Genomic DNA, 21758 nt, shown 5'->3' on the forward strand with positions numbered 1-21758 from the left:
TATTCTCCTATAAAGCTATTGGGAATAAAATATCTTTTATAGTTACTATGAGCATAAATGCCATAAGGACTATGAATCCGACATTATTTATAGCATTAGTAACTTTTTCAGGTACTTTTTTCCCTGTAATTAACTCAAATAAAATCATAAGTGCCCAACCACCATCTAATGCAGGAAGTGGTAACAGGTTAAGCACTGCTAAATTTATACTAATAAATGCTGTGAAATTCATAAGTGTCCAGAATCCATTTTTTGCAGCATATCCAGTCATTTTAATTATACTTACCGGTCCACCGACATCTGTTTTAAAGTTAGCTTTTCCAGTTACAAGCATCTTTAAGCTTGAATATGTTTGTTTTATAGTTGAAATTGATTCTACACACCCTTGTTTTATACTCTCCATTATACTAGGTTCTTTTACATATTTAAAGCTAACTCCTATTTTTTTAAGTCCACTTTCTTTATCTATGTTTGGTTTAACTTCAAAATTTTTTTCTTCGCCATTTCTTTTTATAGTTAAAGATATAGTTTCATCTTTGTCAGTTGCAAGACCAAATATTACATCGTTTGGTGTAATAACTTTTCTATTATCAACACTTACAAATTCATCACCTGGTTTTAAAACTCCAGATACAGCACTTCCTTTTAAAACCTCATCTATAACTGGTACTGCAAACCCTGAGTGATTAGAAATTGCTGCAAAAAGTATAATAGCTAGAATTACATTCATTATTACACCAGCTAATATTATAGTAAGTCTTCTAAATGGTGATTTAGATTGTAGACTTCCTTCTGTATACTCAAGATTTTGATTTTCACAATCTTCTTTTTCCTCATCATCTTCAAAGCGCTCTTCCCCAAGCATTTTAACATACCCTCCAATAGGTAAGATGCCTATTGAATATTTTGTTTCATTTTTAGTTACAGAAATTATCTTAGGTCCCATACCTATTGAAAATTCTTCGACCTTTACCCCATTTACTTTAGCCATTATAAAATGACCAAGTTCGTGAACTATAATAAGTAAACTAAAGGCTAATATTGCGTAAATAATATACATTGCCTTCCTCCTAATTGTATTTATTATATACGTATTCTTTTACTTTTTTATCAAGTTCTATTACATTTTCTAATGTTACTTCTTCATTCCCTTCTTTTTTAAATACTTCTAAACATTCTTCAATTATATCACCTATTTGAAGGTAATTAATTTTCTCTTGTAAAAATATATCAACTAAAGCTTCGTTTGCACCATTTAAAATAGTTGGCATAAGCTTACCTTCTTTTCCTACTTTATATGCAAGTTTTAAACATTTAAATGTATCTAAATCTGGTTTTTCAAATGTTAATTTAGAAATTTCCCAAAAATCTATTTTGTTTGCAATCTCATTTTTTCTTTTTGGATAATTTAAAGCATATTGAATAGGTAGTCTCATATCCGGAGAACCTAGCTGCGCTATTATACTATTATCCTTATATTCAACCATTGAGTGAATTATACTTTGCGGATGAACTACAACTTGAATATTATCGTATGGACAATCGAATAAGAAATGTGCTTCTATAACTTCTAATCCCTTATTCATAAGAGTTGATGAATCTATAGTTATTTTTTTACCCATACTCCAATTTGGATGATTTAAAGCATCCTTAACTTTTATATCTTTTAAATCATTTATCTTTTTCCCCCTAAAAGGACCTCCTGATGCAGTTAATATAACTTTTTTTAATTCACTTAAAGTATTTCCTCTTAATGACTGGAATATTGCACTGTGTTCTGAATCTACAGGAAGGATCTTAACGTTATTTTCCTTTGCTTCTTTCATTACAAGTTCACCTGCAACTACTAATGTTTCTTTGTTTGCAAGTGCAATATCTTTTTTTGCTCTTATAGCCTTTAAAGTAGGCTCAAGTCCTATCATTCCAACAACTGACGTAACTACTATATCAATCTCATCTAGTGATGCTATTTTATTTAGTCCATCTATTCCTTCTAAAACAATAATGTTTTTTTTATTTGTATTTACATATTCTAATATCTTATAATAAGCTTCTTTTTCCATCATTCCAACGAATTTTGGGTTAAACTCCTCAATTATTTCTATTACTTTTAGAATGCTCGTATTAGCTGTAATTCCAACTAGTTCAATGTCATCAGATTTTCTTATAACATCTAATGTTTGAGTACCAATTGATCCCGTTGCACCTAATATAGATATTTTTTTCATATAAGTTCCTCCATTTTTATGTCTATTCATTAATCAATATGTCTCTTGAAATCATACAATAAATTGGACCTACAAAAGCTCCTAAAATACCAAATACTTTTATTCCTATATATACAGAAATAAAAACTACTAAAGGATGTAAGTTAAATTTATTACTAAGTAACTTAGCCTCTAATATTTCTCTAGTTATTTGAACTAAACAATATAGAAATATTAGGCCAACAACAATTACATATTCTTTTACTATAATATTGTATATTATTATTGGAATAAATACAATTATAGTTCCTATATATGGAATTAAATCAAGTATGCCACAAATAATACTTAATATTATTGAATTTGGTATTTTAAGTAATACAAACCCTATTAAAGTTATAAGAGTTGACATTAGAATAATTATAATTTGTATATATACAATACTTTTAATATTGTTTTTTTCTTTTATGGCTTTATTTATGACTTTATGCGGAATAATCTTTTCAAACAAATTAACAAAATAGTTTTTATCTGCTAATATAAAAAATACAGTTATATTGGCTACTACATAACTTAATAATCCATCACCAGTTAGAATTACACTATCTTTTACTATGTTAAAGTCTATAATATTCATAACCTTTTGGCTTATATTAATTTCTCCAATAATACTTTCCAAAAACAAAGTAAATTCATTTATTACTTTATCAATCACTATAATATTACTCTTATATAACCCTTCTAATAGTTCAAAAATGCTTGCACCTATATAATATAAAAACAGCCCTAATACAATATTAAATACAGATATAGTAATTAAAGATGCTATTCTATTATTAATATTACTTCTCTTTATTAAATTATATAAAGGCTGTGTTATTACTAGTAGGATAATTATCATAATAAAAGGTGCGAAATATTTTTCTACTAAATATATACTAACTACCATTATTAAAAATAGAGAAATTACTAAAATAATCTTTTTATATTTCTTATTTATCAACATATACCACCTCTTAGTAATGTATATGCAAAAGTATTATGTATATTATAAAAAAAGATGACTCCTAAAAAGAAATCATCAACAAATATTATTTATTAAATTCCAACTACAAAAGTTAAATAATAAAACACTATAACTCCTGAAAATAAAATACTATCAAATCTATCAAGTATTCCTCCATGTCCTGGAATCAAATGGCTATAATCTTTTAATCCTACATATCTTTTAATAGATGATGCAACTAAATCTCCAAATTGACTAAATACACCACACAAAGCACCAATAATGAAATAGTTGTAAATTGCCATTACATTTACTCCATACTTAGAAATTACTATACCAAATAAACCTGAAAATATTGTAGCACCTAAAATACCACCTATTGACCCTTCAATAGTTTTCTTAGGTGAAACTTTTGGACAAAGCTTATGTTTTCCAAAAAATTTACCTGAATAGTATGCAGCCGTATCTGTAATCCAAGACCCTATAAAGATTAACCAAACTAAAAAAGCTCCAGAAACCTTTATATTTACTAAATGTATGAAACTAAATAAAATTCCTACATATAAGAAACCTAAAAGAGTAATTGCAACATCTATAAATGTATATTTTAAATTTACTACTGGTACAATAAGCAGTAAAAATGTTGCTAAAACTATTAAATACATCATATTTTCAAAATTATTATTTAATAAATAATAAGCAATAATTAAAATATATCCAGCAATGCTTATAGGTTTAAATTCCTTTTGCCTTAATGCATTATAAAACTCGTATAGTCCTAGAAATGATAGTACTACCGTAAAACCTTCTAACCATATTCCACCTAAAAAGATAAATATGATAAAGGGAGCTATCATCAATGCACCTAAATATCTACTATTTTTGTTCACTTAGCATTCACCTCTTTATTTTTTAATGCCACCAAATCTTCTATCTCTTTGTTGAAAATCATAAATTGCTTTATGTAAATCATCTTCTGTAAAATCTGGCCAACAAATATCTGAATACCAAAACTCTGAGTATGCACATTGCCATAAAAGGAAATTACTTAATCTTTGTTCCCCAGATGGTCTTATAATTATATCAGGGTCAGGCACACCTTTTGTATAAAGATAATTATTAACAGTATCTTCTTCAATAGCATTAATTTCTATTTTCCCATCTATAACATCCTGTGCTATTAACTTTATACTTCTAATTATCTCATCTCTACCACCATAGTTCAATGCAATATTCATAGTAATGCCTGTATTATTTTTAGTTTTTTCTACAGACTTTTCTATTTCATCTACACATTCTTTTGGAAGCATTGATATATCACCTAATACATTAATCTTCACTCCATTTTTATGTAATTCATTAATTTCTTTTCTCAAATACTGAACTAAAAGTTTCATTAATGCGTTAACTTCATCTTTAGGTCTCTTCCAATTTTCTGTTGAGAATGCATATAAAGTCATATATTTAACACCTAGATTAGAAGCTTCCTTAAGAATTCTACGTATAGTTTCAACTCCAGCTTTATGCCCCATCGTTCTAGGTAATTTTCTTTTCTTTGCCCATCTACCATTTCCGTCCATTATAATTGCAATATGTTTTGGGATATTTTCCATATCTAATGCAATTTCTTCTTCAGTTCCTTTTGGACTTTTAAAAAACTTAAGCATATAACCATCCTCCCCTTCTAAATTATATAAAAAACCTGCTAAAAGAGCAGGTTTTTAAATAATTGCTATATTGACATTATCTCTTTTTCTTTAGCGTTTATAGCTGCATCAATATCTTTTACATATTTATCAGTGACTTTTTGAATTTCATCTTCACCTTTTTTGATTTGATCTTCTGAAAGATCAGCATCTTTTTTTAGTGATTTGATTTTGTCATTAGCATCTTTTCTGATATTTCTTATTGCTACTTTAGAATTTTCTCCAGCCTTTTTAACATTTTTAACTAGATTTTTTCTAGTCTCTTCTGTTAATTCTGGAATTATTAATCTAATAACTGCTCCATCATTTGAAGGATTTAATCCTAAGTCTGAAGCTAAAATAGCTCTTTCAATATCTTTTAATAAAGGTGCTTCCCAAGGAGTTATTTGTAATACTCTTGGCTCTGGAGCTGAAATATTTGCAACTTGATTTAATGGACACATACTTCCATAATATTCAACTTGTATTCTATCAAGCATCGTAGGGTTAGCTCTACCAGCTTTCATAGTTGATAGCTCATGTTCTAACGATACAATAGTCTTTTTCATTTTATCTTCAGCATTCTTTTTGATTTCTTTTATCATAAATATCCTCCCTAATTATTTTGAAACTAAAGTTCCTATTTTTTCACCTGAGATTGCTTTTTGAATATTTCCACCATCATCTAAACCAAAAACTAATATTGGAATGTTATTATCCATACATAATGAAGTCGCTGTAGAATCCATTACTTGTAGTCCTTGTTCTAAAACTTGTATATATGATAGTTTATCATATTTTTTTGCATCTTCATACTTATGAGGGTCTTTATCATAAACACCATCTACTTTTTTAGCTAAAAGAATTACATCAGCTTCAATTTCAGCTGCTCTTAAAGCTGCAGTTGTATCTGTTGAGAAATATGGATTTCCTGTTCCTGCTGCAAAAATAACAACTCTTCCTTTTTCTAGGTGTCTCATAGCTCTTCTTCTTATAAATGGCTCTGCAATTTCTTTCATTTCTATAGCAGTTTGAACTCTAGTATCTACTCCAACTTGCTCTAATGAATCTTGTAGGGCTAAAGCATTTATACATGTTGCCATCATCCCCATATAATCAGCAGTAGTTCTGTCCATTCCTTCACCACTTCTGCCTCTCCATATGTTTCCGCCACCTACAACAGCTCCAACTTCGATTCCTTGGTCAACTAACTGTTTTATTTCAAGTGCTATTCTTTTAGCTACATTAAAATCTAACCCAAATCCACTTTCTCCTGCTAACGCTTCTCCTGAAAGTTTTAACATCACTCTATTATATTTACCTTTAGCCATTAAAATCCCTCCTAAATATGTTTTTATTATATTTTTTAAAAAAAGAGAACACTAGGTGTTCTCTCATTAGTTAATTATTTACCCATTTGTTTAGCAACTTCTTCAGCAAAGTTTTCTTCTTTCTTTTCGATTCCTTCTCCTCTTTCGAATCTAACAAACTTTGTGATTGTTATTGGAGAACCAACTTCTTTAGATTTTTCTTCTACTAATCCTGCTATTGTCTTATCGCCATCTTTAACCCAAACTTGGTCAACTAAGCAAACTTCTTTGAAGTATTTCTTAATTCTTCCTTCAACCATTTTATCAACGATTTTTTCAGGTTTTCCTTCATTAAGAGCTTGAACTCTGTAGATTTCTTTTTCTTTTTCTAAAGATTCAGTATCTACTGAAGTTCTATCTAAGAATAATGGGTTAGCTGCTGCAACTTGCATACAAAGTTCTTTAGCAACTTCTCCTACTACTTCTGAGTCAGCTTCACAGCTAGCTTCCACAAGAACACCAATTCTTCCGCCACCGTGGATATAGCTTGCTATGTTTCCACTTTCAACGTGTAATCTTTCGAATCTTCTAACTGTCATGTTTTCACCTAATTTAGCTACTAATGAAGTTAAAGCTTCGCTTACAGTTTGATCTCCTATTTTTTCGTTTAATAATTCTTCTACAGTGTTAACATTAGTTGTTGCAACTATTTCAGCTAATTTTGTAGCGAATCCTACGAATTCTTCGTTTAAAGCAACGAAGTCAGTTTCACAGTTAACTTCTACGATTGAAGCAGTTTTACCATCTTCTGAAACGTAAGTTTTAACTATACCTTCTGCTGCAATTCTATCAGCTTTTTTAGCTGCAGCTGCTAATCCTTTTTCTCTTAAGAATTCTACTGCTTTTTCAATGTCTCCATTAGTTTCTTTAAGAGCTTTCTTACAGTCCATCATCCCTACGCCAGTTTTATCTCTTAATTCTTTAACCGCTTTTGCTGTTATCATATTCAATTCCTCCTATATTATAAAAAGTAACCCTTATCATTCATTAGGGCAAAAGGTAAATGAAGAACTACCTCATCTACCTTTAAAAAATAAATTACTCTTCTATTTGTTCCCCTTGTCTTCCTTCGATGACAGCATCAGCCATTTTTGAAGCAATAAGCTTAACTGCTCTGATTGCATCGTCATTTCCTGGAATTACGTAATCAACTTCTTCTGGGTCACAGTTAGTATCAACGATAGCTACTACTGGAATTCCTAATATCTTAGCTTCTGAGATAGCATTCTTTTCTTTTCTTGGATCAACTACGAACATAGCTCCTACATTTGTAGCATCTAAGTTTCTGATTCCACCTAAGTTTTTCTCTAACTTTTCAAGTTCACCTTTTAATTTGAAAACTTCTTTCTTAGGTAAAACATCGAATGTTCCATCTTCTTCCATCTTTTCGATATCTTCCATTTTTCTGATTCTTGTTCTGATAGTTTTGAAGTTTGTTAACATTCCACCTAACCATCTGTTGTTTACGAAGTGCATGTTTGATCTGATTGCTTCTTCTTTTATAGCATCTTGAGCTTGTTTCTTAGTTCCAACGAAAAGTATATCTTTTCCTGACTCTGAAACTTCTCTTAAGAAGTCATAAGCTTCCTCTGCTTTTTTAACTGTTTTTTGAAGATCTATTATATATATCCCATTTCTTTCTGTGAATATATATGGAGCCATTTTAGGGTTCCATCTTCTAGTTTGGTGTCCGAAATGTACACCAGCTTCTAATAATTGTTTCATTGATATTACTGACATTTTCTTACCTCCTGGTTTTTCCTCCACTACACTCTTGTAAGGATCTTAACCATTTAAGAACCGCCTTACAATTCTAAATGCAATGTGTGTATTTTATTACCTTGATTAGTATATCATAGAGACTCTATTCAATCAACATAAATTTTCATTTTTCTTTTTAATTTTAAATTGGCTTTGTAGAATAATAAACTCATAGTGATAATCTATCCATTTACTTGAATTATACATATATAATATCGACTAATTTAAATTTAATAATACATTTTATAATCTAAACACTTTTAATATTTTAAAATATCTAGACCATTACATCTTGTAAATTCTCTTTTTTGACTTTAATAAACTTATTTCAACGTTGACTTTTGAATTTATTTTAACTTTTTCTATGCGTAAAAAAAGATATCTACTATATATAGATACCTTTTAAAATTATCTTATTTTATTTAACTCTTCTAGAAGTTTATCATTTAAAACCTTAATATGAGTTCCCTTCATTCCAAGAGATCTAGATTCAATAACTCCAGCACTTTCAAATTTTCTTAAAGCATTTACTATAACGCTTCTTGTAATACCAACTTTGTCTGCTATTTTAGATGCAACTAAAAGCCCTTCTTGACCATCTAATTCATTAAAAATATGCTCAACTGCTTCAAGTTCTGAATAAGAAAGAGTTCCGATTGCAAGCTGTACTACAGCTTTCTTTCTAGTATCTTCTGCTAATTCATCTTGCCTAGCTCTTAGCATTTCCATACCAACTACAGTTGCACTATATTCGCAAAGCACTAGATCATCCTCTGTAAATACAGTTCCAAATCTTGCAAGTAAAAGCGTCCCAATTCTTTCCCTATTTCCTATAACAGGAACGATAGTAGAAAGCTTGTTTAATACTTTACACTCACCAACTTCTTCAAAAACACATTGTCCTTGATTTTTAAGATTTGATAATGTCTCTCCAACACTTAAAAGTTTATCGTTGTAATCCTTTGGAAATTTCTTTTCCTCCATTACACGCATTTTCATTATATCGCATTCAAATTTATCTGAAAAGCTATATCCAATTACCTTACCAGTTTTATCTACTAAATACACATTACATTCTAGCACTTCACTTAGTAAATCACATATATCTTCAAAAGCAACAGCTTCAGCTCCGCTCTTTTGTAATATCTTATTTAATCTTCTCGTTTTATTAAGCAATGATGACATTAAAAATCCTCCTTGATAATCTAAAAGCCTTTAGACATATAATTTAAATTGTTAGAAAGTTCTAACAATTCTAACTCATTACAGTTTATCATAGAAAACTTCCTATTTCAACAAGATTATATGGCTCCTCGACATATATTTTACCAAAGAGGATATATTAATTATTTATCTTCACTATTATCTTTTTCTATAGTTTCTTTATGTTTACATTCAGGGTTAGCACATTGTATAAAATCTCCAGATTTTTTAGAATATTTTTTTACCATGTAACTTCCACATTCAGGGCATTTCTTTTCAATTGGTTCGTTCCAACTTACAAAATCGCATTCTGGATAAGTTGCACACCCGTAAAATCTTTTTCCCTTTTTACTTCTCTTAGCTAAAACCTTTCCTCCACATTTAGGACATGGTGCTGGAATTTCTTCAACTATAGGTTTTGCATTTTTACATTCAGGATATCCAGGACATGCTAAGAACTTACCGAATCTTCCTCTTTTTATGACCATCATTTTGCCACATTTATCACAAGGCACATCACTAACTTCGTCTTCAATAACAACTTTAGATATTTCCTTTTCTGCTTTTTCAATAGCATGTTTTAAAGGTTCAAAGAAGTCACTAACAACTTTTTCCCACTCTATGCTACCTTCTTCAATATTATCTAATCTCTTTTCCATCTCAGCTGTAAAGTCTACATCTACAATTTGATTAAAATATTCGCAAATAATATTGTTAACTATGAAACCTAATTCTGTTGGGAAAAGATTTTTCTTATCTCTTTCAACATAGTTTCTTCCAAGAAGTGTTGAAATAGTAGGTACGTATGTACTAGGTCTTCCTATTCCTTTTTCTTCTAAAAGTTTAACAAAAGATGCTTCTGTATATCTAGCTGGTGGTTGAGTGAAGTGTTGTTTTTCGTCTATGCTACTTGCACTTAATGTTTCTGAAATCTCAAGGTCTGGTAATTTTGAATCATTTTCATCGTCTGAACCATACTCATAAATTTTCATAAATCCATCAAATTCTACTGTTGAGCCACTTGCTTTAAATAGATATCTACCATTTTCAATATTAATTGAGTTAGTATTTAGTTTGCATGAAGCCATTTGAGATGCCATAAACCTCTTCCAAATTAAATCATATAACTTAAATTGTTCTGGTGAAAGACTTGCCTTTGCAATTTCAGGTGTTATTAAAACATTAGATGGTCTTATAGCCTCGTGTGCATCTTGGATGTTTTTCTTTGATTTATAAACTCTTGGTGATTCTGGTATGTAATCTTCACCATAATTTTCACTAATAAAGCCTAATGCAGAATCTTGAGCTTCTTTTGATATTCTAACAGAGTCTGTTCTCATATAAGTTATAAGACCAACTGTTCCAAAACCTTTAACCTCTACTCCTTCGTAAAGCATTTGGGCTACAGACATCGTTTTCTGAGTTCTGTAATTTAACTTTTTATTTGCATCTTGTTGAAGTGTACTTGTTGTAAAAGGTGCTAGTGGATTTTTTACCTTAACCCCTTTTTTAATGTCTTTAATAATAAATTTATCTTTATCAATTCCATTTACTACTTCATTTGCATCTTTTTCATTTTTAAGTTCAATTTTCTTTCCATCGCATTTAGAAAGTTTTATTTTGAATTTTTTTCTTCCTTTTTTAAGTTCACAGTCTACTGTCCAAAATTCTTCTGGTATAAATTTTTTTATTTCTTCTTCTCTATCACAAATAAGTTTTAGTGCAGCCGATTGTACTCTTCCAGCACTTAGCCCCCATTTTACATTTTTCCAAAGTATCGGACTTATCTCATACCCAACAAGCCTATCTAATATTCTTCTAGCTTGCTGTGCATCTACTAAACTTTTATCTATTTTCCTTGCTTCTTTTATAGAAGATTTAACTGCATTTTTTGTTATTTCATTAAAAACAATTCTACAATCTTCTGTGTCATCTATTTTTAAAAGATTTGCTAGATGCCAAGAAATAGCTTCTCCCTCACGATCGGGGTCGGTTGCTAGATAGATTTTATCTGCTTTTTTTGCAGCTTTTCTAAGAGTTTTTAAAAGATCCCCTTTACCTCTTATAGTAATGTATTGAGGTTCATAATTATTTTCTATATCAACTCCAAGCTTACTTTTTGGCAAATCTCTAACATGCCCCATAGAAGCTTCGACTATATAATTCTTTCCTAAATATTTTCCTATTGTTTTCGCCTTAGCAGGTGACTCAACTATAACTAATTTTTGGCCCATAAATTAACTTCATATCTTGTGTATACGAAGTTATTCACCCCCTCAAGTTTATTTATAATACTCTGACATAATATTCGCCAGGCAAATTCATTATCTTATTATTAATTTGCATTTCAAATAATAACCTATAAAAAGTGTTTCTGTCAACCTTAGATTTTTTTAATAAATCATCAACGTGTACAGGTTCGTCACTAATTATTTCAAGTATTTTGTTTTGAATATCATCTTCTATCTCTGTTTCTTTTTCGTAATCTACATTTAAAAAGTCGTATAAAGACTGCTTATCATATACAATTGTCGCTCCTTCACTTAAAAGCATATTAGTACCTACATTATACTCTGAAAAGATAGACCCCGGAACAACTCCAACTTCTATACCTATTTCATTTGAAAGGTCTACTGTAATTATAGAGCCACTTCCTTTTTTTGCTTCTGGTACTAGTAATTTATATGATAATGCGCTAATTATTCTATTTCTTCTTGGAAAGTTAAACGCAAAAGGTTTTGTTCCAAGCGGAAACTCACTTAATAAAAGTCCATATTTACTTATTTCTTCTAACAAGAATCTATTGCTATTCGGATATAAAACATCAATTCCAGACCCTAAAACAGCAATTGTATTTCCATTATTATTTAAAGCGCTTTTATGTGCAACTGCATCAATCCCTAACGCACCACCACTTACTATAGTAAATCCAACTTTAGCCATTTCTTTAACTAAGACATTTGTTGCTTTTTCTCCGTAAGTACTATGCCTTCTAGATCCAACTACACCAACTGTAGGTTCATTTAAAAGTTTTATGTTTCCTTTATAAAACATAAAATAAGGTGGCTCATCTAATCTTTTTAACTTTTCTGGATATTCTTCCATAGTAATAGTTATAAAAGAAATATTAAGTGCTTCTAATTTTAATAAAAACTCCTCAGAAGATTTAAGTTCTTCTTCTTTATTATAATTTTTAAACTTTTTAAAAATATTTGGATATTCGCATTTGATTATTTCGAATTTATCGAAAATCTCTTTTTCTTTACCATATTTAGATATTAAAAACAGCTTTCTTCTATTACTTATATCCATTGATATTAACCATAATATAAATTTTTCCATATGTCTACCCCTTTTTAAATAATCTCTCCATCAAAATCTCTTCTAAATCCCACCGCTTCAATGATATGTGGTGCTTCAATTTTTTCTTTTCCATCAATATCTGCAATAGTTCTTGCAACTTTTAAAATTTTTCCATATCCTCTTACTGATATATTAGTTTTCTCCACAATATTTTTTATAATTTTTTCACTTTCATCGTCTAAAATACAATATTTGAATATATCTTTTCCTATTAATTCTGAATTATAATTATAAGAAGTATTTTTATATCTTTTACTACTAATTGCTCTGCCTCTTGTTATTCCTTTAATCAAAGATTTTTCAGTTGTCATACTAAGACCCCTATGAATTTCAGTATAACTTAATCTTGGAACAAAGTTAAAAATATCAATTCTATCTTTCATTGCTTTAGACAATCTATTCCTGTAATTTCTTATTTGATTTTTACTACAAACACATTTATCATCTTCTATACCATAAGAAGAAAGTCCACAAGGACAGGGATTTGAAGCGGCAATTAGCATTACTTTACTTGGAAATTCTACTTTGCTATTTAATCTATCTACTCTAACTTTTCCGTCTTCAAGAGGAGATCTTAAAACTTCTAATGTGTCTCTTTTAAATTCTAGAATTTCATCTAAAAATAATATACCGTTGTGTGCTAAAGTTATTTCTCCTGGCCTTACATCTTTTCCTCCACCTATAAGAGAAGTTTTAGGAATTGTATAATGTGGAGCTCTAAATGGTATATCAAAAAATTCATCATCCTTTAAATTCCCGCTTGCTGAATAAATCTTTAAAACTTCTAATTTTTCTTCATCTGATAGTTTTGGCATAATACTTTTTACAGCTCTTGCAAGCATACTTTTTCCTGCACCTGGATTTCCATATAATAGTATGTTGTGTCTTCCACTTACTGCAATTTGCAATGCTCTTTTTGATGTGTTTTGACCTATTATTTCATCGATACTTAATTCATTTATAATATCTACTTCATTTTTAACTAATTCTAAGTTTTCAACTTCTCCATTTTGAATAAAATTTATAGTATCTTTTAAAGACGAAAAGCTATATTTAGTTCCTTCATTAATATAGTTTAGTTCATATATATTTTCTCTTGGAATGATATAGTTATTTATCCCCTTAGACATTCCTTCTAGCATAATTGGAATAGTTCCATTTATTCTATTTAAATTACCATCTAAAGATAACTCACCGAATATAATGAAGTCTTCTAAATTTATATTTTTTATTTGATTTGATTCCATAAGTATTCCAAGCGCAATAGGTAAATCTAGGAGACTCCCTATTTTTCTTATATCTGCAGGTGATAAATTTATAGTTATCCTACCTATTGGAAAATCATATCCTGAATTCAATATAGCAGATCGAACACGCTCTCTTGATTCTTTAACAGAGGTATCAGCAAGACCTACTATATTAAATGAAGGTAAACCAACACTTATATCTACTTCTACATTTATAATTACACTCTCTACTCCTATATTAGTTGCACTTTTTAATTTTATTGCCATTATTCTCACCTCTTTTTTCTAATTATTAACATCCTTAAAAATTTTAAACATTTACGCAATGTTTAAAAAATATTTTTAAGTTAATACTTTAAATGGTGATTAATATGAATTTAAATAAAGATATTGGTAAATATGGAGAAACCCTTGCAAACTCTTATTTAAGAGCATTAGGTTTTTCAATACTTAAAGAAAATTTTAGAAATCGATTTGGTGAAATCGATATTATAGCAAATAAGAACAATCTATTAATTTTCGTAGAAGTTAAAACTAGATTTACTAAAAGTTATGGAACCCCCTCTGAATCTGTTACACGGTCAAAGCAAAAAAATATTATAAAACTTTCTAAATACTTTTTACTAAGTAAAAGAACTTTAAACTTTTATATAAGATATGATGTTATAGAAATCCTTTTAAACTCTAACGATGAAGATTATAAAATTAATCATATAAAAAATGCTTTTTACGCTTAAATTTTTATCTATTTTAAAGATATAGTTATCTAACTTTTATTTATAATTCATTATGCATTAAAAATTTGATTTAACCACGCTATCTAATAACCGCTCTTTTTAAATTTTATATAAAGGATTCTTCCTACCTTTTTGTATAATTGCTCCATACATAAAAAAGAGAGTAACTAAATCTGTTACTCTCTTAATATATTTGATAAAAAACTCATTCTATGAATCTTTGTAGGCCCAAACTTTTTAATAGCTTCTATGTGCTTACTAGCACCATATCCTACATTTTTATAAAATCCGTATTCTGGATATTCCTTATCATATTCTTTCATCAAATTATCTCTATAAACTTTTGCAATTATAGATGCAGCTGCAATAGTTGCACTTTTTGCATCTCCTTTTATTACAAACTCATTTTTAATATCAATCCCTCTTATAGGATACCCATCTGATAATACTATTTCTGGTTTAACACCAAGACTATGTGTTGCTTCAATAAATAAAGCGTTATTACATACCGCAATCCCTCTATTATCTATTTCTTCGTTTGTAGCTTCTTTAATGCTATATGCTATAGCTTTCTCTTTGATTATCTTTGATAGTTCTTCCCTTTTGCTTTCAGATAGCTTTTTTGAATCATTTAAATAAAGTATTAAATCATCATCTAAAACATTTAAATCTAAAACTACCGAGGCAACTACTATAGGTCCTGCTAAAGGACCTCTACCAACTTCATCAACACCTGCTAGTATTTTTCCGTATGAGCGCTCTCTATCAAAATCATACATAGATTTTACTCTAATAATTTCATCTTCTAACTTCTTTTTTTCTTTTAGGATTTTTTCACCTAAACTTTTAACATTTTTTCTTTTATCATCTAGAAGCTTATTTGATACTTGAATAGCCTTTTCACTTTTTAAATTAATATTTAAATTAGAGAATTCCTCCTTTATTTTTGCGAAACTTAAATTCTCTAAATCTAAATTCAAAAATTTTTCTTCCATATTATTTCTTAGGTCTTTCTAGAGAAATATTCCCTATTTTACCTGCTCTGAATTCATCTAATAAAATAACTGCTATTCTGTTATAGTCTATTTCTCCACCCTTCATTAAGCAACCTCTTTTTCTAGCTATTGCTTCCATTGTTTGAAGAGGATCTTCATAAACTTCTTCTATTTTATATCTCTCTTTAAGCATTTCTGGATAGAAAGTTTGTAATCTTTCAACTAATCTATAAGCTAAATCTTCTATATCCATTATTTCGTCTCTTATTGCACCAGTAAATGCTAAGTTTAATCCTGTTTCTTCATCTTCGAATTTAGGCCACAAAACTCCTGGTGTATCTAACATTTCAGCATCCATAGCTGTTTTAATCCATTGTTTGTTTTTAGTAACACCTGGTCTATCTCCAGTTTTAGCTACTGTATTTTTAGCCATTTTATTTATAAATGTTGATTTACCAACATTTGGTATACCAACTACCATAATTCTTGAAACTATTTTCTTTAAGCCTTTAGCTCTTAATCTATCGTGTTTTTCCTTTAATAATTCATTTAATGCAGGTTTTATTTTTTGAAGTCCCGAACCTTTTAAACAATTCACCTCTAAAACCATTGTATGATCGTTACTTAAATATTTCATCCATGCATTATTAACAGCCTTTTCTGATAAATCGCTTTTGTTTAATAAGATTATTCTAGGCTTACTACCTACTAATTTATCTATATCAGGGTTTGCTGAACTTTTAGGAATTCTTGAGTCTCTAATTTCAATTACTGCATCTACAAGTTTTAAGTTTTCAGAAATTTGTCTTTGAGTTCTCTTCATATGACCTGGAAACCAGTTAATTGCCATAATACATTACCTCCTAACGTTTTATATCATAATAGTAGACTTTCTCTACAAGTATTTTTTTAATTTCAAATCATGTAAACTTATTATCTAGTCTTTACTTAATTAAACTTGAAAAGATTTATTTAAGCAACTTAATTAATGATAACTTTATTTACTTCTCTACATATTAAAAAAGGGACTTAAATAATTAAGTCCCTTTTTCTATGGTTAATTATCTTGTGATTAATTCTTTAACCTTAGCAGCTTTACCTACTCTATCTCTTAAGTAGAATAATTTAGCTCTTCTTACTTTACCTCTTCTAGTGATTTCAATCTTCTCTATCATAGGTGCACTCATTGGGAATGTTTTTTCAACTCCGCTTCCGAAAGCTACTCTTCTAACAGTGAAAGTTTCTCTTATTCCACCGTTTTGTTTTTTGATAACAGTTCCTTCAAAAACTTGAACTCTTTCTCTGTTACCTTCTTTGATTTTTTGGTGTACTTTTATAGTATCTCCAACGTTGAAGCTTGGTAAATCAGTTCTGATTTGCTCTTGCTCGATTGCTCTTATTAATTCGTTCATCGTGTATTCCTCCTAAAATTAAATTGACGCTCGTTCCGAAGCTTAAATCCAGAAGAGGAACGCCGGTACTAACACAAATGCTATTTTAACATAATAACACTTGTTTTGCAATGATTTATTCGCCAAATTTTTTAAGTATTCTCTTATCTTCTTTTGATAATTCAATGTTTTTATATAAATCTGGTCTTCTACTTTTTGTAAGCTTTAAAGATTCGTATCTTCTCCACTTTCTTATGTTTTCATGATGTCCTGAAATTAAAACATCTGGAACCTTTTTCCCCTCAAAATCAAAAGGTCTTGTATACTGAGGATATTCTAAAAGTCCGTTAGAAAAAGATTCATCCATAAAACTTTCTTCTTTTCCTAAGACACCTTTTCTAAGCCTTAATATAGAATCAATAACAGGAATAGCTGCCATTTCACCACCTGTTAATATAAAATCTCCTAGAGATATCTCAATGTCTATATGATCGTATATCCTTTCATCTAGCCCTTCATAATGCCCGCATAAAAAGATAAGTTCTTCCTCTTTTGCAAGTTCTAATCCCATTTCGTGATTAAAGGTTTTTCCTCTAGGACCTAAAAATATAACTTTACCTTTATTGTTTTCTTTGCAAGCTTTAATTGAATCTATTACAGGTTGTGGCGCCATTACCATTCCAGCCCCTCCACCATAAGGATAATCATCAACCTTTTTATGCTTGCTTAGAGTATAGTCTCTAATATTTAAACATTCAATTTGAACTAAGTTAGAATCTTTGGCTCTACCTATTATACTATGATTAAAAACATCAAACATCTCAGGAAAAAGAGTTAAAATGCTAATCTTCATCTTGCCATTCTCCAACAGGTCTTATAGTTATCTTTTCTTCATCTAAATCTATATCTAAAACTATGTCTTTTAATACTGGTATAAGAAGTTCTTTTGGCTTTCTTATCCAATAAACATCATTGTTTTTAGTTTCTATAATATCGTATATTTCACCTAAATCATTCCCTAAAGTATCAAATACGTGTATACCTATTAAATCTCTAACATAAAATTCATCTTCCTCTAAATTTGGTTCTTTGTCTCTTGGGACTTCTATTATTTGATTTTTAAAAGTTTCAGCTTCTTCAATTGAATTAATTCCTTCAAGCTTTAAGATTACTCTATCTTTTTGAAATTTAACACTTTCAATTTTTCTTTCTTCACCTTTTATGATTACACTTTCATATCTTTTGTAGTTGTTAACATCTTGAGTCGTAGGTATTACTTTAAACTCACCTTTAAGCCCATGCGTCTTCCCAACCTTACCTACTTTAAATAATTCTTCCATTTTATCACCTCTATGTATTTAGCTATTAATAAATTTATTATAACAGATATATCTATATATAATTATATCAGCTTATCTTAATTTTAAACTTATTCTATAATTAATAATCTTACATTTACTTATAATTAATATATTTATGTTAAAAATAAAAAGAGTTAGGACAGGCCTAACTCTTAAATAATTTCTACTACTACTCTTTTTTCTTCTTTTATTGCTGCAGCCTTTACTACTGTCCTTATAGCTTTCGCTATTTTACCTTGTTTACCGATAACTTTACCCATGTCTTCTGGATGAACCTTAAGTTCTAGTATTATTGAATTTTCACCTTGAATTTCATTAACACTAACGCTCTCCGGTTTATCAACAAGAGCTTTAGCTATCACTTGGACTAATTCTCTCATATAAGTGCCTGCAATTAAATAATTAACTGCAGAATTCACCTCCTAAAGATTACTTGTTTAGGCCTGCTCTTACGAAAAGTTTTTTAACAACATCAGTTGGTTGAGCACCATTTGACATCCATTTGTTAACTTTCTCTTCGTCAATTTTGATTTGAACTGGTTCTGAAACTGGATTGTAGTATCCAACCTCTTCGATGAATCTACCATCTCTTGGGCTTCTTGAATCAGCAACAACTACTCTGTAGAAAGGAGCTTTTTTAGCACCCATTCTTCTTAATCTTATTTTTACTGCCATGTTTATTTCACCTCCTTCAAAGGATAATGTTTATCTTAACTCATAAAAGGTAACTTACCAAATAATCCTTTTTTAGCTTTTCCGCCAGTTAAAGATTTCATTTGTTTCATGTTTTTCTTCATCATTTCATAACCTTTAATAAGCTTATTAACTTCTTGAATTGTAGCACCTGACCCCTTTGCTATTCTTTTCTTTCTTGAAGATGACCCAATAACTAAACTTGGATTTCTTCTTTCTTTTAAAGTCATAGAAAGGATTATTGCACGCATTTTTTCCATTTGCTTTTGACCTTGATCTAAATCTACTCCTTGAAGCTCTTTTGAATTAACTCCAGGTACCATTTCTAATAATTTATTTAAAGGTCCAAGCTTTTTCATTTGTTCCATTGCTGTTAGATAATCTTCAAAGTTTAAACCTTGATTCATCATCTTTTTAGTAAAATCAGCTGCTTCATCTTCATCTATTGCTGATTGCGCCTTTTCAATAAGTGATAACACATCACCCATCCCTAATATTCTTGATGCCATTCTATCTGGATGGAAGACTTCAAAGTCACTCATCTTTTCGCCAACACCAATAAATTTAATAGGTTTTTCTGTTATAGATCTTATTGAAAGTGCAGCACCACCTCTAGTGTCACCATCTAACTTAGTTAAGATGATTCCTGTTAAATCTAAATCATTATTAAATGATTCAGCTACGTTAACAGCATCTTGACCAGTCATTGAATCTACTGTAAGTAAAATCTCTGATGGATTTACTGCTTCTTTTACATCTTTTAACTCGCCCATAAGACCTTCATCTATGTGAAGTCTTCCGGCTGTATCTATAATAACTACGTTATTTCCATTATCTTTTGCATGTTTTACCCCGGCTTTAGCTATATCTACAGCTTTAACTTTATCTCCCATTTGAAAAACAGGAATATCTATCTGTTTACCTACAACTTCTAATTGCTTAATAGCTGCTGGTCTGTAAATATCACACGCTACTAAAAGTGGTTTTTTATTATTCTTTCTAAGGTTTGATGCAAGCTTACCACACATTGTTGTTTTACCTGCTCCTTGAAGTCCAACTAACATAATAACTGTTAAACCTGAACTTGAATAATTGATTTTACTTTCTGTACCACCCATAAGTTCAGTAAGTTCATCGTTAACTATTTTAATAACTTGTTGCCCTGGTGTCAAGCTATCTAAAACATCGCTTCCTACACACTTAGAACTAACACTTTTAATAAAAGTTTTTACAACTTTATAGTTAACATCAGCTTCTAAAAGAGCTAATTTCACTTCCCTCATAGCCTCTTTTATATCTTTTTCATTAAGCTTCCCTTTACCTTTTAATTTTTTAAAAGTATTTTGAAGCTTTTCTGATAATCCTTCAAAAGCCATTTTAAACCTCCTATATTTTATAAATCTTCTAAGTTTTCTATAAGCATATCACAATCTTCATCACTTATAGAATACTTTTCTTTTAAATTTTTTACAAGATTTATAATTTTCTCTTCTCGATTTAAGCTCTTTTGAAGTAAGTTTAATTTGCTTTCATAGGATAAAAGCTGTTTATCGCATCTTTTTATTAAGTCATGAATTGCTTGACGACTAGTTTTATTAAGCTCAGCAATCTCTGCTAGCGATAAATCTTCATCGTAATACATTTCCATAACGTTTATTTGCTTTTCGGTAAGTAACGGCTTGTATAAATCCGCTAATAACGAAAACTCAACCCTATCGTCCATATTAATCACCTTACCCACAAAAGAGATTTTAACAGATAAAAATACTAGTGTCAAGTATTTTTACTTAACACCTTATATTTTTATTTTAACAAGTTAAATTAACGCTTCAGCAAAGCTTTCTGCATCAAATTTTTGTAAATCATCAATACCTTCTCCAACTCCTATATACTTTACAGGGATGTTTAAACTTTGTTTAATTGAAATTACAACGCCCCCCTTTGCAGTCCCATCTAATTTAGTTAAAATGATTCCGTCGATTGGACAAGCTTCCATAAATTGCTTAGCTTGAACAACTGCATTTTGTCCTGTTGTCCCATCTAAAACTAAAAGAGTTTGCTTTTTAGCACCTTCATACTCTCTATCTATTATTCTATTAATTTTTTCAAGTTCATTCATTAAATTCTTTTTATTATGAAGTCTTCCAGCAGTATCACATATTAGTAAATCTACATTTCTTGCCTTTGAAGCTTTAACCGCATCAAATACAACAGCCGCTGGATCTGAACCTTCGCTTTGCCTTACTATATCAACTCCAGCCCTTTCACTCCAAACTTCTAATTGATCTATAGCAGCTGCTCTAAAAGTATCAGCTGCAGCTAGAAGAACTTTTTTTCCTTCTGCTTTATTTTTAGCAGCAAGTTTACCTATTGATGTTGTTTTACCTACACCATTTACTCCAATAACTAGCATAACTTCTTTTTGGCCATCTATCTTTTCCTCTTCATAATCACCTTCAAGAAGCATATCTCTTATAACTTCTTTTAGTGCAGGTTTAACCATTTGAGGATCATTTATCTTTTCTTTTCTTATCTTCACTTTTAGTCTATCTATAATTTCTAAAGTTGTATCCATCCCTATATCAGATGTTATAAGAATTTCCTCAAGTTCTTCATATAAATCATCATCTATCGTAACAGCTAAATTTAATGCTTCATTAATTTTATCTGTCAAATTGTCTCTCGTTTTAGTAAGTCCTGTTTTTAATTTATCAAATAATTTTCCAAACATAAGTATTC

At 29.7% G+C, this 21758-nt stretch carries 24 protein-coding genes; 1 reads left to right on the forward strand and 23 read right to left on the reverse strand.

The features are described 5' to 3' along the window. Positions 1–7: 7 nt before the first annotated feature. The 13 genes from INR60_RS05535 to INR60_RS05595 all read right to left on the reverse strand — a co-directional run bounded on the left by INR60_RS05535 (position 8) and on the right by INR60_RS05595 (position 14109). Positions 8–1060, reverse strand: a complete 1053-nt coding sequence (locus INR60_RS05535) for a M50 family metallopeptidase (RefSeq protein ID WP_194190483.1) — start codon at positions 1058–1060, stop codon at positions 8–10. Between the two features lie 10 nt (positions 1061–1070). Next, complete coding sequence (locus tag INR60_RS05540; protein ID WP_194190484.1) at positions 1071–2228, reverse strand: 1-deoxy-D-xylulose-5-phosphate reductoisomerase; 1158 nt, start codon at positions 2226–2228, stop codon at positions 1071–1073. Positions 2229–2250: 22 nt separating this feature from the next. Next, a complete protein-coding gene (locus tag INR60_RS05545) occupies positions 2251–3213 on the reverse strand; it encodes an AI-2E family transporter (protein WP_194190485.1) in 963 nt (320 codons plus the stop codon). Between the two features lie 92 nt (positions 3214–3305). Continuing rightward, complete coding sequence (locus INR60_RS05550; RefSeq protein WP_194190486.1) at positions 3306–4103, reverse strand: phosphatidate cytidylyltransferase; 798 nt, start codon at positions 4101–4103, stop codon at positions 3306–3308. Positions 4104–4118: 15 nt separating this feature from the next. Continuing rightward, on the reverse strand, positions 4119–4880 hold the full coding sequence (gene uppS / locus INR60_RS05555; RefSeq protein ID WP_194190487.1) for an undecaprenyl pyrophosphate synthase: 762 nt from the start codon (positions 4878–4880) through the stop codon (positions 4119–4121). Between the two features lie 65 nt (positions 4881–4945). Next, a complete protein-coding gene (gene frr / locus INR60_RS05560) occupies positions 4946–5503 on the reverse strand; it encodes a ribosome recycling factor (protein WP_194190488.1) in 558 nt (185 codons plus the stop codon). Positions 5504–5518: 15 nt separating this feature from the next. Continuing rightward, positions 5519–6229, reverse strand: coding sequence for a UMP kinase (gene pyrH, locus INR60_RS05565; RefSeq protein WP_194190489.1), 711 nt, complete (start codon positions 6227–6229; stop codon positions 5519–5521). 74 nt (positions 6230–6303) lie between these two features. Next, the gene (gene tsf / locus INR60_RS05570; protein WP_194190490.1) at positions 6304–7212 is read right to left on the reverse strand and encodes a translation elongation factor Ts; all 909 of its coding nucleotides are present in this window, start codon (positions 7210–7212) and stop codon (positions 6304–6306) included. 94 nt (positions 7213–7306) lie between these two features. After that, a complete protein-coding gene (rpsB, locus tag INR60_RS05575) occupies positions 7307–8008 on the reverse strand; it encodes a 30S ribosomal protein S2 (RefSeq protein WP_194190491.1) in 702 nt (233 codons plus the stop codon). A gap of 429 nt (positions 8009–8437) precedes the next feature. Then, complete coding sequence (gene codY / locus INR60_RS05580; protein WP_194190492.1) at positions 8438–9214, reverse strand: GTP-sensing pleiotropic transcriptional regulator CodY; 777 nt, start codon at positions 9212–9214, stop codon at positions 8438–8440. Positions 9215–9375: 161 nt separating this feature from the next. Beyond that, positions 9376–11466: a type I DNA topoisomerase gene (gene topA / locus INR60_RS05585; RefSeq protein ID WP_194190493.1), complete on the reverse strand. Its 2091-nt coding sequence runs from the start codon at positions 11464–11466 to the stop codon at positions 9376–9378. Positions 11467–11518: 52 nt separating this feature from the next. Further along, the gene (gene dprA / locus INR60_RS05590; protein WP_194190494.1) at positions 11519–12574 is read right to left on the reverse strand and encodes a DNA-processing protein DprA; all 1056 of its coding nucleotides are present in this window, start codon (positions 12572–12574) and stop codon (positions 11519–11521) included. Positions 12575–12588: 14 nt separating this feature from the next. Next, positions 12589–14109, reverse strand: coding sequence for a YifB family Mg chelatase-like AAA ATPase (locus tag INR60_RS05595; protein ID WP_194190495.1), 1521 nt, complete (start codon positions 14107–14109; stop codon positions 12589–12591). A 104-nt stretch (positions 14110–14213) separates the two neighbouring features. Here INR60_RS05595 and INR60_RS05600 point away from each other — a divergent pair, with 104 nt between their 5' ends. Next, positions 14214–14579: a YraN family protein gene (locus INR60_RS05600; protein ID WP_194190496.1), complete on the forward strand. Its 366-nt coding sequence runs from the start codon at positions 14214–14216 to the stop codon at positions 14577–14579. 176 nt (positions 14580–14755) lie between these two features. On the opposite strand, the gene rnhB is transcribed toward INR60_RS05600, so the two are convergent. The 10 genes from rnhB to ftsY all read right to left on the reverse strand — a co-directional run bounded on the left by rnhB (position 14756) and on the right by ftsY (position 21750). After that, a complete protein-coding gene (gene rnhB / locus INR60_RS05605; RefSeq protein WP_194190497.1) occupies positions 14756–15574 on the reverse strand; it encodes a ribonuclease HII in 819 nt (272 codons plus the stop codon). Position 15575: 1 nt separating this feature from the next. Then, positions 15576–16424: a ribosome biogenesis GTPase YlqF gene (gene ylqF / locus INR60_RS05610; protein ID WP_194190498.1), complete on the reverse strand. Its 849-nt coding sequence runs from the start codon at positions 16422–16424 to the stop codon at positions 15576–15578. Between the two features lie 211 nt (positions 16425–16635). Continuing rightward, on the reverse strand, positions 16636–16986 hold the full coding sequence (gene rplS / locus INR60_RS05615; protein WP_194190499.1) for a 50S ribosomal protein L19: 351 nt from the start codon (positions 16984–16986) through the stop codon (positions 16636–16638). A 115-nt stretch (positions 16987–17101) separates the two neighbouring features. After that, entirely contained in the window at positions 17102–17818 is a 717-nt protein-coding gene (trmD, locus tag INR60_RS05620) for a tRNA (guanosine(37)-N1)-methyltransferase TrmD (RefSeq protein ID WP_194190500.1), read from the reverse strand. Beyond that, positions 17808–18305 (reverse strand): ribosome maturation factor RimM, encoded by a 498-nt coding sequence (gene rimM, locus INR60_RS05625; protein WP_194190501.1) that lies wholly within the window; start codon positions 18303–18305, stop codon positions 17808–17810. Before rimM ends, trmD begins: the two co-directional genes overlap by 11 nt. A 173-nt stretch (positions 18306–18478) precedes the next feature. Next, positions 18479–18706 (reverse strand): KH domain-containing protein, encoded by a 228-nt coding sequence (locus INR60_RS05630; protein ID WP_194190502.1) that lies wholly within the window; start codon positions 18704–18706, stop codon positions 18479–18481. A gap of 49 nt (positions 18707–18755) precedes the next feature. Continuing rightward, positions 18756–19001, reverse strand: a complete 246-nt coding sequence (gene rpsP / locus INR60_RS05635; protein WP_194190503.1) for a 30S ribosomal protein S16 — start codon at positions 18999–19001, stop codon at positions 18756–18758. A 35-nt stretch (positions 19002–19036) separates the two neighbouring features. Beyond that, a complete protein-coding gene (ffh, locus tag INR60_RS05640) occupies positions 19037–20395 on the reverse strand; it encodes a signal recognition particle protein (RefSeq protein ID WP_194190504.1) in 1359 nt (452 codons plus the stop codon). 17 nt (positions 20396–20412) lie between these two features. Further along, positions 20413–20742 (reverse strand): putative DNA-binding protein, encoded by a 330-nt coding sequence (locus INR60_RS05645; protein ID WP_194190505.1) that lies wholly within the window; start codon positions 20740–20742, stop codon positions 20413–20415. Positions 20743–20835: 93 nt separating this feature from the next. Continuing rightward, positions 20836–21750 (reverse strand): signal recognition particle-docking protein FtsY, encoded by a 915-nt coding sequence (ftsY, locus tag INR60_RS05650; protein ID WP_194190506.1) that lies wholly within the window; start codon positions 21748–21750, stop codon positions 20836–20838. Positions 21751–21758 lie beyond the last annotated feature (8 nt).

The sequence above is a fragment of the Clostridium chrysemydis genome, from assembly GCF_015234215.1.
Taxonomy (GTDB): Bacteria; Bacillota; Clostridia; order Clostridiales; family Clostridiaceae; genus Clostridium; species Clostridium chrysemydis.

What these genes read in the sequence shown, in the direction of transcription:
- codY (WP_194190492.1), bottom strand. Translation starts at nt 9,214, where the DNA reads ATGTCATCATTGCTTAATAAAACGAGAAGATTAAATAAGATATTACAA.
- INR60_RS05645 (WP_194190505.1), bottom strand. Translation starts at nt 20,742, where the DNA reads ATGGACGATAGGGTTGAGTTTTCGTTATTAGCGGATTTATACAAGCCG.
- rimM (WP_194190501.1), bottom strand. Translation starts at nt 18,305, where the DNA reads ATGGAAGAATTATTTAAAGTAGGTAAGGTTGGGAAGACGCATGGGCTT.
- INR60_RS05600 (WP_194190496.1), top strand. Translation starts at nt 14,214, where the DNA reads ATGAATTTAAATAAAGATATTGGTAAATATGGAGAAACCCTTGCAAAC.
- ffh (WP_194190504.1), bottom strand. Translation starts at nt 20,395, where the DNA reads ATGGCTTTTGAAGGATTATCAGAAAAGCTTCAAAATACTTTTAAAAAA.
- uppS (WP_194190487.1), bottom strand. Translation starts at nt 4,880, where the DNA reads ATGCTTAAGTTTTTTAAAAGTCCAAAAGGAACTGAAGAAGAAATTGCA.
- INR60_RS05595 (WP_194190495.1), bottom strand. Translation starts at nt 14,109, where the DNA reads ATGGCAATAAAATTAAAAAGTGCAACTAATATAGGAGTAGAGAGTGTA.
- INR60_RS05630 (WP_194190502.1), bottom strand. Translation starts at nt 18,706, where the DNA reads ATGAGAGAATTAGTCCAAGTGATAGCTAAAGCTCTTGTTGATAAACCG.
- ftsY (WP_194190506.1), bottom strand. Translation starts at nt 21,750, where the DNA reads ATGTTTGGAAAATTATTTGATAAATTAAAAACAGGACTTACTAAAACG.
- frr (WP_194190488.1), bottom strand. Translation starts at nt 5,503, where the DNA reads ATGATAAAAGAAATCAAAAAGAATGCTGAAGATAAAATGAAAAAGACT.
- pyrH (WP_194190489.1), bottom strand. Translation starts at nt 6,229, where the DNA reads ATGGCTAAAGGTAAATATAATAGAGTGATGTTAAAACTTTCAGGAGAA.
- trmD (WP_194190500.1), bottom strand. Translation starts at nt 17,818, where the DNA reads ATGAAGATTAGCATTTTAACTCTTTTTCCTGAGATGTTTGATGTTTTT.
- INR60_RS05535 (WP_194190483.1), bottom strand. Translation starts at nt 1,060, where the DNA reads ATGTATATTATTTACGCAATATTAGCCTTTAGTTTACTTATTATAGTT.
- rplS (WP_194190499.1), bottom strand. Translation starts at nt 16,986, where the DNA reads ATGAACGAATTAATAAGAGCAATCGAGCAAGAGCAAATCAGAACTGAT.
- ylqF (WP_194190498.1), bottom strand. Translation starts at nt 16,424, where the DNA reads ATGGCAATTAACTGGTTTCCAGGTCATATGAAGAGAACTCAAAGACAA.
- rpsP (WP_194190503.1), bottom strand. Translation starts at nt 19,001, where the DNA reads ATGGCAGTAAAAATAAGATTAAGAAGAATGGGTGCTAAAAAAGCTCCT.
- rnhB (WP_194190497.1), bottom strand. Translation starts at nt 15,574, where the DNA reads ATGGAAGAAAAATTTTTGAATTTAGATTTAGAGAATTTAAGTTTCGCA.
- INR60_RS05545 (WP_194190485.1), bottom strand. Translation starts at nt 3,213, where the DNA reads ATGTTGATAAATAAGAAATATAAAAAGATTATTTTAGTAATTTCTCTA.
- topA (WP_194190493.1), bottom strand. Translation starts at nt 11,466, where the DNA reads ATGGGCCAAAAATTAGTTATAGTTGAGTCACCTGCTAAGGCGAAAACA.
- dprA (WP_194190494.1), bottom strand. Translation starts at nt 12,574, where the DNA reads ATGGAAAAATTTATATTATGGTTAATATCAATGGATATAAGTAATAGA.
- INR60_RS05540 (WP_194190484.1), bottom strand. Translation starts at nt 2,228, where the DNA reads ATGAAAAAAATATCTATATTAGGTGCAACGGGATCAATTGGTACTCAA.
- rpsB (WP_194190491.1), bottom strand. Translation starts at nt 8,008, where the DNA reads ATGTCAGTAATATCAATGAAACAATTATTAGAAGCTGGTGTACATTTC.
- tsf (WP_194190490.1), bottom strand. Translation starts at nt 7,212, where the DNA reads ATGATAACAGCAAAAGCGGTTAAAGAATTAAGAGATAAAACTGGCGTA.